Annotated in this window: 17 protein-coding genes; 12 read left to right on the forward strand and 5 right to left on the reverse strand. The window is 26.9% G+C overall.

Going from position 1 to position 16,859, the window contains the following annotated elements; genetic code table 11:
• From BT997_RS15620 to BT997_RS14895, 6 genes are all read left to right on the forward strand, one after another.
• Positions 1-886: hypothetical protein (locus BT997_RS15620; RefSeq protein ID WP_258239501.1), on the forward strand; the 886-nt coding region annotated here is incomplete at its 5' end.
• Between the two features lie 3 nt (positions 887-889).
• Positions 890-2,008 (forward strand): tetratricopeptide repeat protein, encoded by a 1,119-nt coding sequence (locus tag BT997_RS14875; RefSeq protein ID WP_072682720.1) that lies wholly within the window; start codon positions 890-892, stop codon positions 2,006-2,008.
• A 111-nt stretch (positions 2,009-2,119) separates the two neighbouring features.
• Complete coding sequence (locus BT997_RS14880) at positions 2,120-2,977, forward strand: leucine-rich repeat domain-containing protein (protein ID WP_072682721.1); 858 nt, start codon at positions 2,120-2,122, stop codon at positions 2,975-2,977.
• A 55-nt stretch (positions 2,978-3,032) separates the two neighbouring features.
• Positions 3,033-4,025 carry a M48 family metallopeptidase gene (locus BT997_RS14885; RefSeq protein WP_072682722.1) on the forward strand — a complete coding sequence of 331 codons (993 nt, stop codon included), beginning with the start codon at positions 3,033-3,035 and terminating at the stop codon, positions 4,023-4,025.
• 17 nt (positions 4,026-4,042) lie between these two features.
• Positions 4,043-4,651 (forward strand): hypothetical protein, encoded by a 609-nt coding sequence (locus BT997_RS14890; protein WP_072682723.1) that lies wholly within the window; start codon positions 4,043-4,045, stop codon positions 4,649-4,651.
• Positions 4,651-6,027 carry a hypothetical protein gene (locus tag BT997_RS14895; protein WP_143145215.1) on the forward strand — a complete coding sequence of 459 codons (1,377 nt, stop codon included), beginning with the start codon at positions 4,651-4,653 and terminating at the stop codon, positions 6,025-6,027. The genes BT997_RS14890 and BT997_RS14895 overlap by 1 nt, the downstream gene beginning before the upstream one ends.
• Positions 6,028-6,034: 7 nt before the next feature.
• Here the strand turns inward: BT997_RS14895 and BT997_RS14900 are convergent, their stop codons facing one another.
• Entirely contained in the window at positions 6,035-7,177 is a 1,143-nt protein-coding gene (locus BT997_RS14900; protein ID WP_072682725.1) for a glycosyltransferase, read from the reverse strand.
• Positions 7,178-7,256: 79 nt separating this feature from the next.
• Here BT997_RS14900 and BT997_RS14905 point away from each other — a divergent pair, with 79 nt between their 5' ends.
• The 5 genes from BT997_RS14905 to BT997_RS14925 are packed head-to-tail and all read left to right on the forward strand — an operon-like array spanning position 7,257 to position 13,391.
• Positions 7,257-7,994, forward strand: coding sequence for a UDP-2,3-diacylglucosamine diphosphatase (locus tag BT997_RS14905; RefSeq protein WP_072682726.1), 738 nt, complete (start codon positions 7,257-7,259; stop codon positions 7,992-7,994).
• The gene (locus BT997_RS14910; RefSeq protein ID WP_072682727.1) at positions 7,991-8,746 is read left to right on the forward strand and encodes a patatin-like phospholipase family protein; all 756 of its coding nucleotides are present in this window, start codon (positions 7,991-7,993) and stop codon (positions 8,744-8,746) included. The genes BT997_RS14905 and BT997_RS14910 overlap by 4 nt, the downstream gene beginning before the upstream one ends.
• A 27-nt stretch (positions 8,747-8,773) precedes the next feature.
• A complete protein-coding gene (gene dnaE / locus BT997_RS14915) occupies positions 8,774-12,340 on the forward strand; it encodes a DNA polymerase III subunit alpha (RefSeq protein ID WP_072682728.1) in 3,567 nt (1,188 codons plus the stop codon).
• A complete protein-coding gene (surE, locus tag BT997_RS14920; protein ID WP_072682729.1) occupies positions 12,337-13,134 on the forward strand; it encodes a 5'/3'-nucleotidase SurE in 798 nt (265 codons plus the stop codon). The genes dnaE and surE overlap by 4 nt, the downstream gene beginning before the upstream one ends.
• Positions 13,131-13,391 (forward strand): hypothetical protein, encoded by a 261-nt coding sequence (locus tag BT997_RS14925; RefSeq protein WP_072682730.1) that lies wholly within the window; start codon positions 13,131-13,133, stop codon positions 13,389-13,391. Before surE ends, BT997_RS14925 begins: the two co-directional genes overlap by 4 nt.
• Positions 13,392-13,395: 4 nt before the next feature.
• Here the strand turns inward: BT997_RS14925 and BT997_RS14930 are convergent, their stop codons facing one another.
• The 4 genes from BT997_RS14930 to moaC are packed head-to-tail and all read right to left on the reverse strand — an operon-like array spanning position 13,396 to position 16,421.
• Positions 13,396-14,766 carry a M14 family metallopeptidase gene (locus BT997_RS14930; protein WP_258239502.1) on the reverse strand — a complete coding sequence of 457 codons (1,371 nt, stop codon included), beginning with the start codon at positions 14,764-14,766 and terminating at the stop codon, positions 13,396-13,398.
• Positions 14,750-15,655 (reverse strand): M15 family metallopeptidase, encoded by a 906-nt coding sequence (locus BT997_RS14935; protein ID WP_072682732.1) that lies wholly within the window; start codon positions 15,653-15,655, stop codon positions 14,750-14,752. Before BT997_RS14935 ends, BT997_RS14930 begins: the two co-directional genes overlap by 17 nt.
• A 10-nt stretch (positions 15,656-15,665) precedes the next feature.
• Positions 15,666-15,929: a DUF493 domain-containing protein gene (locus tag BT997_RS14940; RefSeq protein ID WP_072682733.1), complete on the reverse strand. Its 264-nt coding sequence runs from the start codon at positions 15,927-15,929 to the stop codon at positions 15,666-15,668.
• The gene (gene moaC, locus BT997_RS14945; protein ID WP_072682734.1) at positions 15,930-16,421 is read right to left on the reverse strand and encodes a cyclic pyranopterin monophosphate synthase MoaC; all 492 of its coding nucleotides are present in this window, start codon (positions 16,419-16,421) and stop codon (positions 15,930-15,932) included.
• A 114-nt stretch (positions 16,422-16,535) separates the two neighbouring features.
• Between moaC and rpsU the strand changes: the two genes are divergently transcribed.
• Positions 16,536-16,748, forward strand: a complete 213-nt coding sequence (gene rpsU / locus BT997_RS14950; RefSeq protein ID WP_071628030.1) for a 30S ribosomal protein S21 — start codon at positions 16,536-16,538, stop codon at positions 16,746-16,748.
• Positions 16,749-16,859 lie beyond the last annotated feature (111 nt).

Genomic DNA, 16,859 nt, shown 5'->3' on the forward strand with positions numbered 1-16,859 from the left:
AGATAAGTTATCATTTTTTACAGAGTGTAAGGATATAGAAGAGTTTCCTAAAAGTGATGATGTTTATCATTTTAATCCTATTGGGTTGGTTGGGGAGTTCAAAACTTCTAAAAAAGGTTGTTTAACAAAAGAAATATTTGATAAAATTTTTCCTGATGCTCCTGAAAATAAAAGAAAAGAAGTTTTAGACTTATTTAATACATACTGTCATGATTTTGAGATAAATACCCCACTAAGAGTTGCTCATTTCTTTGCGCATGTAAAAGCTGAAGTAGGAAAAACTCTAAAAGGTAATATAGAAGACTTGACATATAAAGTAAGTGCTTTAAAATCATTATTTGGAAGATACTTTAATCATTACCCAAATGAAGCAGATTTATATGGTTATAAAGGGAAGATATCAAAGGCACAATATTTAAGTTTATCAACACTTGAAAAAAGTAAATATACAAAGTCTGGAAGTAGGTATTATAAACAAGTAGCAAATCAAGATGAAATTGCAAAAAGAATATACTGTTGTAGTGGAACAGATGGATATTTCTTATTAAAAAAAGGTGGTGATATATCAGGTATTAAATATAAAGGTAAGGGCTTTTTACAATTAACATGGAAAGGTAATTATAAAAAGGTTAATGACATACTTAAGAATAAAATATCAGATTTAAATATTGATATTGTTACTAACCCTAATAGTATATTGAATACTAAAGAAGGAATGCTTTCTGCAATGGGATTCTGGGAATGGCAAAAGCTTAATGAAAAAGCTGATAATGGTGATAGTGATAATGTTGTTGACTCAATAACTGATAAGATTAATTTTTATACAAAAAGTAGACAAAAAAGAAAAAACTACTTTAGAGAAATTTATACTATTTTAAAGGATTAGAAAGTGAAATTAATATTAATTATTTGTGTTTTATTTAGTTTATTGAATTCTAATGATATTCAAAATAAATACCAATTGGGATTTGAAATTAAAATTGATTTTAATAATGATGGATTAGAAGATAAAATCGTACATTATATTGCCAAAAATCAAAATGAATATAATCTAATAAAAATATATTCCAAAAATCATTATAATGAATATAAATTAGTAATTGAAAAAAAACTAGAAAATTTCAAAAATAGACCTTATAGTGGATATTTAGTAAATAAAGATAATAAAGATATGATTCTTTCATTATCTAAGCCTAATAATAATGGTGGAGATATTGAAAAGTATTTTTTTAAATTTACTTATAAAAAGGGAGAATTTTTATTAGATAATATTAAATATATAGAATTAAATATGTGTAATTTTGAAGTAATGTCAGAATATCTTATTAAAAAAGATTACATTAAAAATAAATCTTTTAAAGAATTCAATTTTTTAAAAGTATTTAACATATTGGAAGCAAAGAAAAACAAAGAAAAAATATTTATTAAACAGATAGGAACTAAAGAAGAATATAATTATAATAAAATGACGTTAATATATAAAAAAGGGATAGAGTATCTAAAAGAATATATTAAAAAAAATATAATTATAGAATTTAATGATTTAACAGATGAAAAATGTAAGCCTATAGAATATATGGATAAATATTTATTTCTTGATATAAAAAATTTAAATAAATCAAATAACATAGCCTACTACCTAGAAAGAGCTGGATATTATAAAGAATCAATATACCTACTAGAAAAAATCATAGAAAAATATCCAAGCAGAACAGTAGCATATATAAACCTAGGAGATTCATACCTAAAAGATGGTAATAAAAAAGAAGCAATAAAAAACTATCAAATATATGTAAAACAAATGAAAGAGAAAAATAAAGAAAAGAAAATACCAAAAAGAGTTTTAGAAGAAATAAATAGTTCTGAACTAAAAGTTATACCAGAAGTAAAAACTAATACCTCAAAAATAGAATCAATAAAAAAAGAAGAAAAAACATTCTTTACAAAATTATTAGAACTATTTGGATCATCATCACCAGATAAAAATATTAACATAATGCAAAGTTAAAGTTTTAATTCGTAAGAATATTCCATAATTACTTATAGAAGCACACTCAACAAGTAGAAGAGTTTTACATGAAGAAGTTAGAGCTTTTTTAAAAAGATTAGGACCTAAAAAATGATAAAAATATTAATATCAATACTTTTATTTGCAAATATATTATTTGCAAAAAGTGAATTTATAAAGATGTGTGAGAATCCAACATCTTCTCAAAAACACACTTTAGAAGCTATACTAAAAAAATATAAAGCTCATAAAAATAAAACTTGGGAAGAACAATGTTTTGGATTAGAAAATTTTATAAAGAGAAGAACATTTATTCAACTTACAAATGCAAATATTACGGACTTGACTCCCTTGAGTTATTTCCCTCATTTAACTGATTTAACTTTACGTAAAAATAATATAAGAGATTTATCTCCTTTATCAAATTTAAAAAAATTAAAAATTTTGTCATTAAGTACTGATAAAAAATTTGATTTAAAGCCTCTTGAAGAATTAGAAAATTTAGAGATGATTTCTCTCTCTTATTCAAATCTTGATAATATATGCTCTTTAAATAAATTAACAAACCTTAGAGATTTAAGTTTACTTAACAATAATATTAAAGATATTTCATGTTTAACTGATTTAAAGAATTTAACTAATGTAGACTTTGGAAGAAATCAAATTACAGATATAAACGTAGTATCAAATTATATAGCACTTACATCTATAAATTTATATAAAAACCCAATCAATGATATTACCCCTCTTAAGAAATTGACTAATCTTAAATATGTAGACTTAGAGTATACAAATGTAGATGATATAAGTGTACTAGCAAAAAATCCAAATTTAAAAAACATAACAATAGATGAAGATCAAATTAAAAAATGTTCACCTAGAAATATACATCAATTAAGAGATGGGAAATCATGCTTAAAAGAAGATGGGACACCAAAAGTATTTTGGAGACAATGGCTAGGTTTATAAAAAAATATACAAAAAAAGCTTTTGAAATATTAAAAAATAAAAAGGAACTAAAAAAATGATAAAAAATATTATACTTTTCTTATTTATCATAACAAGTAATATTTACGCAAATTTAAATTTAATTAATTTATCAGATAATAAAGATTATACCTTAAAGAAAAAGGATTTTTTTATAACATCTATATATTATAAAGGTAATAATAATTTAGTTGATGTTCATTATAGTAATATAGATAAAATTTATTTTAATTCAGAAAAAAAAATACATTATGTTATAACAAGAAGCTTAATGAATCTTCCTGCTTTAGATAAAAAATGTGGAGTTTATGCTGAACACTATAAAATGAGTATATATAAGACATATGGTAATTTTCTTTTAAAAATATATAATTATGAGGGGAAATATAATGGATATGAAGGAGATTTTTACTGTGAAGAACTTCATTATCTATATAAAAAGTATAAGAATATGATTAAACTAGATAATTCTATTAATCTAAGTTCAAGTGTTATTCTAAATTCTCTTAAAGAATTTATAACATCTCAGTATGCAAAAAAACATAAACTTTTATTTACTTTTAAAGATAGTTCTTTTAATATTAATACAATAAAAGATATCTTAAATGAAATTCCAATATTACATAAAACCCTTACTCAATACAACAATATAGCCTACTACCTAGAACAAGCAGGAGCATATAAAGAATCAATATACCTACTAGAAAAAATCATAGAAAAATATCCAAATAGAACCGTAGCATATATAAACCTAGGAGATTCATATTTAAAAAGTGGAAATAAAGAAAAAGCTATAGAAAATTATAAAATATATGTAAAACAAATGAAAGAAAAAAATAAAGAGAAAAAAGTACCCAAAAGAGTTTTAGAAATAATAGATAATTCTAAAATTTCCAGTAAAACTATAAATAAACAACAAAACACCTCAAAAATAGAAGTAATAAAAGAAGAAAAAACATTCTTCACAAAACTACTAGAACTATTTGGTTCTTCAACATCAACTAAAAGAATCAATATTATGCAAAGTTAAAGTTTTAGATAAATAGAATGAATTTAAAAATATATATAATACTATTAATTATATCAAACTATTTAATTGCAGAATGTTTAAATAAACAAGAAAAAGAAATAATACTTTCAGATGACTATTTCTTGCAAAGAAACTATATACAATGCAATAAACAATCAACAAGTTTAGACAAGTATATTTGTTCTAATCCAAATTTATTATTAATGTTTAACTATTATACTATGGTTCATATAGATTCTAGAATGAGATATTTTAAATATTTTAACTTTAATGAATTTAGAGAAATAGCTATGGAGAATTTTCGAAAGGATAATATTAATCCTAATCATTTATGTTTTAATTTAAAAAGAGCAACAAGCATTTTACTTTATTCTGATTCATTATATAATATGATTAAGATAAATGATATTGAGTATATTATTCAGAAAAATAAAGATGGTATCGTTTTAACTAATAGAGAAGGATATAAAATTTATCTTGGAAAAACTTGTGATACGCTAGATAGTAAGGGAAACAAAGGTATTTGGAGTAGAATATCAAATAAATATCTAATTAAACTAGGGAAAAAAGAATTTATTTTTAATTCCTCAAAGTTAAGTCTTAAAAATTATAAATGTTTGAAATAATGAAAAGATTATTAACTATTTTAATTTTAGCAATAAGCTTATGGGCTGATTCTCCTATAACTGATGGACTTTATATTAGTAATGAATGTAGTATTTCATTTGTAATAAAAAGTGATAAATATGGTAGCTCTTACACTCTTTTAAATCATAAGAATACTAAAAAACATAAAATAAATATTTTAGAAGAAAATACATATTTAGAATTTCAAAACCTACATCGTAAATATTATAATACTGGTGATAATAATAATTTTATAAATGGAGAAATACTAGGAAATACGCAAGCACTTTTAGAAAATAGCTATTCATTTGTAATTCAAAACTATGGAAATAGTATGAACCCATATATTACTTTTGATAAATGTACTAAGTATCTACACTATAATCATATAAATTCAATTCAAAAATTAGAAAAATATATAAAAAAGAATACTAAAAAATATAGTGATAACTTTTATTATGAATTAAAAAATATTTTTCCTATGAATATCAAAAATGTAGAGAGTTACAATAATATAGCCTATTATATGTATAAACAAAAAGCTTATACTATGTCATTAAATATTCTTACAGACATTTTATTAAATTTCCCAAGTCGTAAAGTAGCACACTATAACTATGCTCAAAATGCAGAAAAGATTTTAAAAAATAAAATTAAAAACGGCTTTTATTTGGAACAAAAAAATGTTGATAAACACTTTCTTTCATATATAGCCCAAATGCTTTTTGATAAAAAAGAAAATAAGATTCCTAAGAAAATACAAAATAGTTATTCATCATACTATGAACTATTAATTAACTTAAATAAAACATTAAAAGAGAAATATCAAGTATTAGACATTACTAAAGGATATTTAAATAATGATGATCTAGAAGATATCTCTTTAGTTATCGAGTTTGTCGATAGTAATAATATAGAAGAACTAAGAGAGTTTGCACATAAACCTAGTAATTCAAATAAACGTATCTGGCTTATATATTTTAATGAAAATAATCACTATAAACTTTTTGCACAAAACAAACACTTTATATATTCTGATGAAGCCACAAACTGTGATGATCCTTTTGATAGTATAAAAATAAAAAATAAAAATCTTTTCCTTAATGAGTATTTTTGGTGTAGCATGGGGAGTTGGAGTTCAGGCAATAAGAAATATCAAATTATTTATAAAAATAATAAACTTATATTAGCAGGGATAGAGTCTCGAGAGCTTCATAGAGGTTCAGGAGAAGGGAAAAATATAAGTACTAATTATCTAAGCAAAAAAGTGAAAATTCAAAAAACTATAAATCTAGGAGATAATTATGGAAAACCTATATGGGAAAAACTTCCATTAAAGAAACCTATCTATTTTGAAGAAATGCAAAGAGAATAATAAACTTTTACAATAACTTAAAAACCTTCAAATTATCTTCCCAAAAATCCAAAAAGCTATGAGAGATAGACTTGTCTCTCATATATTCATAGGCCTTTTGACTTTTCTTAATATATACCTCATCTTTTTTTGATAACTCTTCTATAGCCTTTGAAACTTCTTCTATAGAATTTATATCTAAAACATATCCCATCTCTTCATTTACAAAAGTTTTAGGTCCACCTTTATTTGTAACAATTACAGGTAAACCTGAAGCCATAGCCTCCATAACAACCTGCCCTAATGTATCAGTAGTTGAAGGAAAAATAAAACAATCACTAGATGCATATATTTTTGATAAATCTATCCCTTTTTGTCTTCCTAGAAAATTTATATTAAAATTCTTTAATTCTTCCATATCTACTTCAAGTTCACAATCACCTACTAAAACTAACTGCATATTAGAAGAAAAAAACTTCTTCCAATATTTAATCAACTTATCAACATTTTTCTCAACAGATATTCTCCCTACATATAAGACTTTGAAACTATTTTTATCTATTTTAAACTCATTCCATAAAGAATCATCTTTAAAACTTTTATCAAAACTATTTATATTTATTCCAGCTTTTAATAGATACAAATTATCTCTAGAAAAATTTAACTGTTTTTCAATAATACTCATATACTCTTCTGACCTAGAAAAAAGTGCTTTATAGTTTTTATAAAACCTTTTCAAAAATTTAATAGTAAGAAACCTAACAAGAAAACTATGCGTATTTTTGTATAAATACGAAGGGAAATCAGTATGATAGATACCTACAACAGGTATTTTCAAAATTCTTGCACTTATCAAAGCACAAAGACCAATAGTCCCTGGAGTTGATATATGAAGAAGATCTGGATTTATCTCTTTTATTTTTGATTTTATTTTGAAAAAAGAAGGAAAGACTAAATCTAAAGACCTATAAAAAGGCATTTTCATTCGAAACAATGGTTTTATATTAAAAATATTTGGAATCTCTTCATCATAACTTTTCTCAGTAGAACTAATAACATAAAACTCTTTTTTATATTTAATTGCCTCTTTTGAAAAATCCTGAATAAACCTTGAAACACCATTTACATCATATACCGTATCACTAACTAAACATATTTTTATATCTTTCATTTATAAATCTTATTTAAATACAATTACAATTTGTTTACATGTTATTAAGATGTAACCATCATCTATTAAAATCACTCTTATGAAATACAAAAGCATATTTATCTCAGACGTACACTTAGGTACAAAATTTTCAAATACGCAAAGACTTCTAGATTTTTTCAAACACAACGATAGTGAAAATCTATATTTAGTAGGAGACATCATCGATGGTTGGGCTATAAAACGTAAATTTATTTGGCCTCAAACACATTCTGATGTAATACAAAAAATCCTAAAAAAAGCTAGAAAAGGTTGCAATGTTACTTTTATCACAGGTAACCATGACGAATTCTTAAGACCTTTTGTTCCTCTTGTTCTTGGTGATTCAATGGATATCAAAAATGAAGTTGATTACACCTCCATAAATGGAAAAAAATACTTAATCACCCATGGAGATTTTTTTGATTCAATAACTATGACAAAAAAATGGCTAGCAGTTCTTGGAGATTATGGATATGATTTACTTTTAAATATAAATCAAATTCTAAACGTTATAAGATTAAGACTTGGAATAAAATCAAAATGGTCACTTTCAAAATACGTAAAAGACCATGTTAAAACCTCCGTTTCTTTTATCACTGATTTTGAGTCCACTTTATCAAAACATGCAAAACATAAAGGATATGATGGCATAATATGTGGACACATTCATAAAGCAGAGATGAGAGAAGTGGATACTATAGAGTACTTAAACTGTGGTGACTGGGTAGAGTCTTGTACTGCTATTGTTGAAACATTCGATGGAGAGTTTAAAATAATTAACTGGTTGGAAAAATGAGTCTTGCATTAGTATTAAGTGGAGGAGCTGCACGTGGAGCTTTTCACTTAGGAATTTTACACTATATTGAAGAAAACAATATTCAAATAGATGCATATTCAGGTAGTTCCATTGGAGCTATTATTTCAGCTTCACATGCAAGTGGAGTAAAAGCAAAAGAACAACTTAAAATATTTTCATCTAAAGAAGTAAAAAAAGTACTAAAATTTAACTATTTTAAAAATGGCCTTATAAAAATTGATACAAATCACCCTCTTTTAAATGATTTACTGCCCATTGCAAAACTAGAAGATATTCCCAAAAAAGTATTTGTAAATGCCTATGATATAAAACAAAAAAAACTTCACTATTTTGACCAAGGAGATACACATACTTTATGTATAGCTTCAAGCGCTCTAGTTCCTCTTTTCAAACCAATAAATTATGAAAAAAAATACTTAATAGATGGAGGACTAATTGACAATCTTCCTATTAGACCTTTTCTAGAAACAAAACACGAAATTTGTAGTATAGACCTTATGCCAAGAAGACAATATACTACAAAAAAAAGAGTCTTCAATCCAATAAAAATAGCCAAAAGAAAACTTTTTTCTCACTGGATTGACAATGCAAACTACTCCATAAAACATTCAGACTATTATATTACAAATCAAAAAATACTAAATTTTAAAATGTTCACTTTCAAAGAATTAAATGAATGTTTTAATTTAGGATATAAAGAAGCACAAAAACATTTTTTAGATATACTCTGACATCAATTTAAAATATAAAGTTTTATCATGTCACAAATTCCTCAATTTACACATTTACATTTACATACAGAATATTCGCTATTAGATGGTGCCAATAAAATCAAACCCCTTGCTAAAAAAGTAAAAGAGATGGGTATGACTTCAGTTGCTATGACAGACCATGGTAACATGTTTGGAGCTATTGATTTTTATAATGCAATGAAAAAAGAAGGTATCAAACCAATTATTGGAATGGAAGCCTATATTCATAACAATGAAGAAATAGGTGATAAAACGACAAGACAAAGATTTCACTTATGTCTTTATGCTAAAAATCAAACAGGATATAAAAATCTAATGTTCTTAAGTTCCCAAGCGTATATGCATGGTTTTTATTATTACCCAAGAATAAATAAAAAACTTTTAAGAGAAAACTCTGAAGGATTAGTTTGTAGTGCAGCTTGTTTACAAGGTGAGATAAATTGGCACTTAAACTTACAAAATCAAAGAAATGTAAAAAATGGGGCATTAGGATATGAAAGAGCAAAAGAGATTGCCTTAGAATATCATGATATTTTTGGAGATGACTTTTATTTAGAAATTATGAGACATGGTATTGGTGACCAGCACTTTGTTGATGACCAAATTCTTAAAATTGCACAAGAAACGGGAATAAAACTTGTTGCTACAAATGACACCCACTATTTAAATCAAAAAGATGCCGATGCACATGAGGCATTCATGTGTATTGCTATGAATAAACTTTACGATGACCCAAATAGATTAAGACACTCTGTTCATGAATTTTATTTAAAATCACCAGAACAAATAGCAAAACTATATGCTGATATTCCAGAAGCAATTCATGCAACACAAGAAATAGCTGATAAATGTAATTTAGAAATCAAACTAGGAGACCCTACTCCACCAAACTTCAAATTTACAAGACAAAAATCAGAAGAACAAGACCTTGCTTTACCAGAACCTGAGCTAGAATATTCACTTGAAAATGATAAAGTTTTATTTATTCACGAATGTTGGAAAGGGTTAGATAAAAGACTTCAAATTGTAGATCCATCAAAACATCAAGAATACAAAGATAGACTACAAGTAGAAATTGATATTATCAATAATATGAAATTCCCAGGATATATGTTAATAGTATGGGATTTCGTAATTGTTGCAAAACAGATGAAGATTCCAGTAGGTCCTGGACGAGGTTCTGCGGCTGGTTCTTTAGTTGCCTTCTCTTTAGAAATTACCGATATTGACCCTATGCCTTATGGATTACTTTTTGAGAGATTCCTAAACCCAGAAAGAATCTCTATGCCAGATATTGATATGGATTTCTGTCAAGCAAGACGTGGGGAAATTATTGATTATGTTGTTGAACAATATGGACGAGCCAATGTTGCACAAATTATCACATTTGGTAAACTTCTTGCAAAAGGGGTAATTAGAGACGTTGCAAGAGTTCTTGATATGCCATATGCAAAAGCAGATGCAATGGCAAAACTTATTCCAGATGAATTAGGAATTGATCTTACAAACTCTTGGGAAAAAGAACCAAAAATAAAAGAACTTTGTGATGCAGATCCTCAAGCTGCACGTGTATGGGAATATGCCTTAGCTCTTGAAGGTCTAAATAGAAATGCCGGAACACATGCAGCGGGTGTTGTTATCTCAAATGAACCCTTATGGAATAAAACTCCCTTATTTAAGCCTTCTGGATTAGATACACTTGCAACACAATACAATGGTAAATATGTTGAAGATGTAGATTTGATTAAGTTTGACTTCTTAGGTCTTAAAACTCTAACCGTAATTGAAGAAGGTTTAAAACTTATTGAAAAAAGACATGGAAAAAGAATAGACTTCCTTACAGCAGATGTAAATGACAAAGGAGTTTATGACCTAATCCAAACAGGTAATACAATTGGACTATTCCAGATAGAATCAGATGGTATGCAAGATTTATGTAAAAGACTAAAACCAGATAATTTTGAAGATATTATTGCCGTTCTAGCTTTATATAGACCAGGTCCAATGGAGTCAGGAATGCTTGATGATTTTATCGATAGAAAACATGGTCGTGCAAAAATTGACTACTTCTACGATGAGTTTGATGCACCATTACGTCCAATTCTAGAGCCAACTTATGGAGTTATTGTTTACCAAGAGCAAGTTATGCAGATTGTGCAAACTATTGGTGGATTTAGCCTTGGTGGTGCCGACTTAGTAAGACGGGCAATGGGTAAAAAGATTGTTGAAGAGATGGATAGACTAAAAGGTGAGTTTGCAGATGGTGGAGTAAAAAATGGATATGTAAGAAGCCATTGTGAAGAATTGTTCGACCTTATTGTAAAATTCGCAGGTTATGGATTTAATAAATCTCACTCTGCAGCCTATGCTCTTGTGACATTTTATACCTCATATTTAAAAAGATATTATCCATCTGAATTTATGGCAGCATTACTTACTCTTGAAAAAGACAATACCGACAAAGTTGTAAAATATGTAGATGAAGTGAAAAGATTAGAACTTGATCTTTTCCCACCTGATATTAATAAATCAGACCTTGTATTCTCTGCAACAAAACTTGAAGAAAAAGAAGTTGTAATGTTCGGAATGGGTGCTATCAAAGGTGCAGGAGATGTTGCAATTAACTCTATTCTAGAGTCAAGAAATGAAGGCGGAGATTTTATAGACTTATCTGATTTTATTTCAAGAATAGATGGAAGCAAAGTAAACAAAAGAGTTATAGAATCACTTACAAAAGCTGGTGCATTTGATAGTTTTGGTTATTCACGAAAAGCAATGCTTGAACAAATTGAACAAATAGGCGAAAAAGTTAAAGATGCAATGTTGTTAAGAAAACAAACAACAAACTCATTATTTGGTGAAGATGATGAGATGCTAAAAGTTGATATTGAACTAGAACATCTTGAAGAATATAGTTCAAAAGAGATTCTAGAATTTGAAAAAGCTTCTTTAGGATTCTATGTATCTGGACATCCTCTTGATGAATATAGAAGTCAATTAGATCAAATCAAATATACACTATCATCAGAAATTGATGAAATAGCTGATGGTTCTCAAGCTCTTTTTGTAGGTAAAATAGAGAGTATAGTAGAGAAAATCTCTAAAAAAGGTAATAAGTTTGGTATTGCTTCAATCATGGATTTACATGGAAATATCGAACTTATGCTTTTTGAAAATAGAATAAAAGAACTAGAAGAAGACTTTGGAGTTGACTTAAAAAATCCTAGTGATTCAGAACCTATTGCATTTAAAGTAAAAATTTCAAAAGATGAAAACTTTACAAGAATGAATATCTTAAAAATAGAGAGTCTAAAAGATGCTAAAAAAGAAAAAATAAAAACAAAACAAAAAGAAGTAATTGAACCACCTATGACAATTGCAATACCTTTTTCTAATCAAGACTCAATCATGTATAAACTTTTCGAAGTTATTGCACATAATCAAGGTAAACGTGAATTAAGGCTTATCATTAAATCTAAACTAGGAGATATAGAACTAGAGACAGGATTTAAAGTAGCAACAAATGTTGAAAACTTAATAGGCCAAATAGAGGGAGCATATATAGTAGAATGAAACAAATCTTATTAACAAATGATGATGGATTTGATGCGATTGGATTAAAAGCTTTAATTGAAGCATTAAGTCCATTAGCAAAAATCACAGTTGTTGCACCTGCACGTAATAAATCTGCTTGTGGACATTCTTTGACACTGGACAGACCTCTTAGAATGGTAAATGTGGACGATGACTATTATAAAATAGATGATGGAACACCAACAGACTGTATATTTATCTCATTAAACAACCTTTTTAAAGAAGGTTATAAACCAGACTTAGTAATTAGTGGTATAAATATTGGTGCAAATATGGGAGAAGACATCACATATAGTGGAACAGCAGCAGGAGCAATGGAAGCAGTACTTCAAGGTGTTCCAGCAATTGCCATCTCACAAGTATGTAGAAATAAATGTTTAGATATAAAAAATGGTTGGGATTTTGCATTAGCAAAGAAAACTATTACAAATATTGCAAAGCAAATTTTAGAAGAAACCTTCCCTTTACCACAAAGAAGATTTTTAAATATTAACATTCCTCCAATTAGCATAGAAGAGTGTAAAGGAATTAAAATTACAAAAGCTGGATTTAGAGAATATGGAAATGACACTCATAGGCATTTAAATCCTAGAGGTGAAGAATTCTATTGGATTGGTTTACATCCTCTTATTTGGCAAGAAAGTGTAGATAAAGATTGTGATTTTGAGGCTATTAAAGCAAACTATATCTCAATTACCCCTATAATGTTAGACTTAACTTCTTATGAAGATATTGAAACATTAAATACATGGATAGAAAAGGATAATTATTGAATTTTGAAAAAGCATTACTATCAAATATTGACAAACTAGTTGGTAGATTAAAAGATGAAGACGAATTAAGAGAAGTTTTAAAAAGAAAATTTACTAAAAAAGAATTAAAAGTTTTTATAGCAAAAGAAGAGAATAAAAGTATTGAAGATATTAAAACTTTAGTTAATGACGATGAAGAAAGAATTGAAGAAATTTATAAAACAGCAATAAAAAAATTAAATCAAGAAAAAACTAAAAAAGAATTAGTTAATTTATAAAGTGTTACAAATTATTTGTAACACTTTTCTCTTTTGAAGAGACAAGAGAAACACTCTCTCTCATTTTTCTATTTTTATCAAAATTTACTAAAACCATACCCGCAAACTTATTATCTTTATAAAATTCTACTCTAAATATTTTTCCATTTCTATCAATAGAAAATCTTTTTTGAATTTTATCTCTATTTACTTCTACTCCAGACTCATCACGTTTTCCCTTTTGTACAAAGCCAATGATATTTACTCTAAAGTTTTTAATAGGTTCTATCTCAAAACTCTTCTCTACATCAATTATAGAACCAAGAGTTACATTTCTTTTCTTTCCATCAATATTTATAGAAACTATTTTTTGTTCATTATCCATTTCTAAATAATCAGGTTTTAAATTTGCAAGTTTTCTATTTCCATAATGAATCATATATGTTCCATTTTTCTTAATAATTGTCATCAATGGATTTGATGGAGTAAACTCTAAACTTCCATCTTTTTTAATTGGAAAATATTTAAGAATATTTCTAATCTCACTTAATGGTAATTGAATTTTTTCATCATAAAAAGAGATATAAATATCGTTGTTAATAACATTTTTAACAGATAAAGAATTCAATTCAAATTTTCTTTCAAATTCAATTCCCATGATATCCATATATTTTTCTAAAGCAACTAAATGGTAGTAAGTTCTCTCATGCAAAGGAAGTACTTTACTAGCTTCATTTCCAAAAGCAGCCTTTCCATTATTAATAGCAAAATAAGTTAATGTTTTTTCCATCTCTTTATCACCCATTCTTGTGTGAGTATTCTTAACACTATAGTAATGCTTTGGCTTTATCAAATTCTCATTAACATAAGCACAAACTTCTTTTGATATATCTTCAAGATTTCCATATGCTTCAATATCTAAATTTGCTTGATCAATAATTGAACTTTGTCCCCATCTATTAGGAGAATGAGACCAATCAATATGCTCTTTTCTATAAAAACCACTCCCATCATGCAAATTCAAAATAACCTTAACTTCAGGTGATTTAATATATTTTTTAATTCTTTGTACTGAAGTATAATCTGGATCCGTTATCTTTAAATCCGCAAATTTCCTATTCATATCCCCAAAAGGGCCACGCGAACGTTTAATAATAGAATAAAAATTTAAATTTGGAACAACCCAAACTGAACCTTTTTTAATTTCATAATGAGTAGTAATAAGAGATGCAGCCATAAAAGCACCAGGTTCATCACCTTGAATACCACCAACAATTAAAAGAGTATTATCATCTTGAATACCTTTTTTAATAAAATCAAAATCGAAACTTTGAGTATTTGCAAATAAATTTTGAATAAAAAGTGAAATAATAAATAGTTTAAATAATTTTAACATGCCAAGGTTCATACCTTACACCATCCTTATTGTTTATAGTATATCTCATATCGATATATTTTAGTTTTCTCATTTTTAGAAATTCTTCTGTTAATGCAAATCTAGGAGTAAAATTTGCATAACCAAAGCCTTTCTTACCCACATCAAAATCTGCAATACTATGATAAGTAAATGCTGGTGGAGCTAAAGATTTAGATGCAATAGATAAATTTCCATCAACTGAATCCAACTTATCTAAAAATAATTTAGTTTGCTTTACAATACTTCTTACTCCAGAAGTTAAAGTTAAAGATTCTCCAACATCATCTTTCATTTTTTGATAAATCTTTTCAGGCTCACCTTTAAATAAGTAATGTCCAGTTCTAGGTATTTTATTAATATCTTTTTTATTGATTCTATCAGTAATATTTTTTGAAATTCTTTCTCCATAGAAACCATGATATGAAGGATCATAATAAAAAATAGACTCTAAAAAGTTTAATTCACTTTTTGAAAAAGCACTCGTTTTACTTGAGTATTTAGCAATCCTCAGCATTTCATCAAAACTCAAAACATTGAAATTTCCATAACCAACATGAGACTGAACAAACTTTAATTTTTCTCTAACAGAAATAAAATCATTAATATATTTCTCTTCTAAAAACTTATCTTTTTTTACAATTTTAGTTTTAGGTTCAGGTTCTATTTTTTTTATCTCGGGCTTCGTTATTTCTACTTCAACTTTTTCTTCTACAATTTTCTCTTTAGGAATATTTAATAGTTTAGTTTTTAATATACGTGTTGGAAATACTGGTTGTTCCACAAAAGTATTTGTGGCATTAAGTGTTGTAGTAATAGTTGGTAAAATTACAGTTGCTGTTGAATATTTAAAAAAATCTCGTCTTTTCATTTATAACCTATTATAAAACCATCTTTATTTCTTTATGCTCACCAAGAACTCTATAAATCTCTTTTCTATCATCTTCATTATGCACAATTAATTCTATAGAATAACTTTTAAATTTACCCTTTTTACTTACTTTTGATTCTTTAACAGAATGTTCTCTTTCTCCAAAGATATCTTTTGAAATATTTTTAACATTCACAGTTTCAAGTATTACAATTTTATATTTCCAAGAACAAGGGTAATCTAACTCAAGCTTATGCTGATTTAAATCAATCATCTAATTTTGTTCCCCAGCACTCTCTCTAAGAAAATCTCCACTTTTGCCACCACTTTTCTTTTCAAGCTGAACTTCAGAAATTATCATTGATTTATCAATTGCCTTAACCATATCATAAATTGTAAGTAATCCAACAGAAACACCTGTTAAAGCTTCCATTTCTACACCTGTTTGACCATTAAGTTTAGCTGTCACCATTAATTTAAATCCAGGAAGTTCAGGTAACTCTTCAACATCACAATTTATTCCACTTAATAATAAAGGATGACACATCGGTATTAAATCACTTGTTTTCTTCACCCCCATAATTGCTGCTATAACAGCAGTTTGGACTACAGGACCCTTTTTAGTATTATTATCCATAATTGCAGTGAAAGCCTCTTTTGACATACTAATTCTTCCAGAAGCTACAGCAACTCTTGTTGTTTCACTTTTATCAGAAACATCAACCATCTTTGGTCTATCATTTTCATCTAAATGCGTTAAATTCAATATAAAGCCTTTTAATTTTGTTTATTATTATATCTTTTCTATAGTTAAATTGAAATTAAGTAAACTTTAAATATAATGCAACCCTAAATTTAAAAGAAAGAGGGTGAACTTTACATGCCAGGCATTAAAGTAAAAGATAGTGAATCTTTTGACGAAGCATACAGACGTTTTAAGAAACAATGTGATAGAAATCTAATTGTTACTGAAACTAGAGCTAGAAGATTTTTTGAACCAATGACAGAGATCAGAAAAAAACAAAAAATTAACGCTAGAAAGAAAATGCTTAAAAGATTATACATGCTTAGAAGATACGAATCTAGACTGTAGAAATTCACATAGCAAAGGGAAAAGGTCAGTTGAGAAACTGGCCTTTTTTTTTAATAAAAAATATACAATAAAATACCTATAAATAAGTAGGAAAAATGAAAAAACTAATAC

Origin of the sequence: Arcobacter sp. LA11 (assembly GCF_001895145.1) — a bacterium.
Lineage (GTDB): Bacteria > Campylobacterota > Campylobacteria > Campylobacterales > Arcobacteraceae > Halarcobacter.

What these genes read in the sequence shown, in the direction of transcription:
- BT997_RS14930 (WP_258239502.1), bottom strand. Translation starts at nt 14,766, where the DNA reads ATGTTAAAATTATTTAAACTATTTATTATTTCACTTTTTATTCAAAAT.
- BT997_RS14885 (WP_072682722.1), top strand. Translation starts at nt 3,033, where the DNA reads ATGATAAAAAATATTATACTTTTCTTATTTATCATAACAAGTAATATT.
- BT997_RS14905 (WP_072682726.1), top strand. Translation starts at nt 7,257, where the DNA reads ATGAAATACAAAAGCATATTTATCTCAGACGTACACTTAGGTACAAAA.
- rpsU (WP_071628030.1), top strand. Translation starts at nt 16,536, where the DNA reads ATGCCAGGCATTAAAGTAAAAGATAGTGAATCTTTTGACGAAGCATAC.
- BT997_RS14895 (WP_143145215.1), top strand. Translation starts at nt 4,651, where the DNA reads ATGAAAAGATTATTAACTATTTTAATTTTAGCAATAAGCTTATGGGCT.
- BT997_RS14940 (WP_072682733.1), bottom strand. Translation starts at nt 15,929, where the DNA reads ATGATTGATTTAAATCAGCATAAGCTTGAGTTAGATTACCCTTGTTCT.
- surE (WP_072682729.1), top strand. Translation starts at nt 12,337, where the DNA reads ATGAAACAAATCTTATTAACAAATGATGATGGATTTGATGCGATTGGA.
- dnaE (WP_072682728.1), top strand. Translation starts at nt 8,774, where the DNA reads ATGTCACAAATTCCTCAATTTACACATTTACATTTACATACAGAATAT.
- BT997_RS14880 (WP_072682721.1), top strand. Translation starts at nt 2,120, where the DNA reads ATGATAAAAATATTAATATCAATACTTTTATTTGCAAATATATTATTT.
- BT997_RS14900 (WP_072682725.1), bottom strand. Translation starts at nt 7,177, where the DNA reads ATGAAAGATATAAAAATATGTTTAGTTAGTGATACGGTATATGATGTA.
- BT997_RS14910 (WP_072682727.1), top strand. Translation starts at nt 7,991, where the DNA reads ATGAGTCTTGCATTAGTATTAAGTGGAGGAGCTGCACGTGGAGCTTTT.
- BT997_RS14935 (WP_072682732.1), bottom strand. Translation starts at nt 15,655, where the DNA reads ATGAAAAGACGAGATTTTTTTAAATATTCAACAGCAACTGTAATTTTA.
- BT997_RS14890 (WP_072682723.1), top strand. Translation starts at nt 4,043, where the DNA reads ATGAATTTAAAAATATATATAATACTATTAATTATATCAAACTATTTA.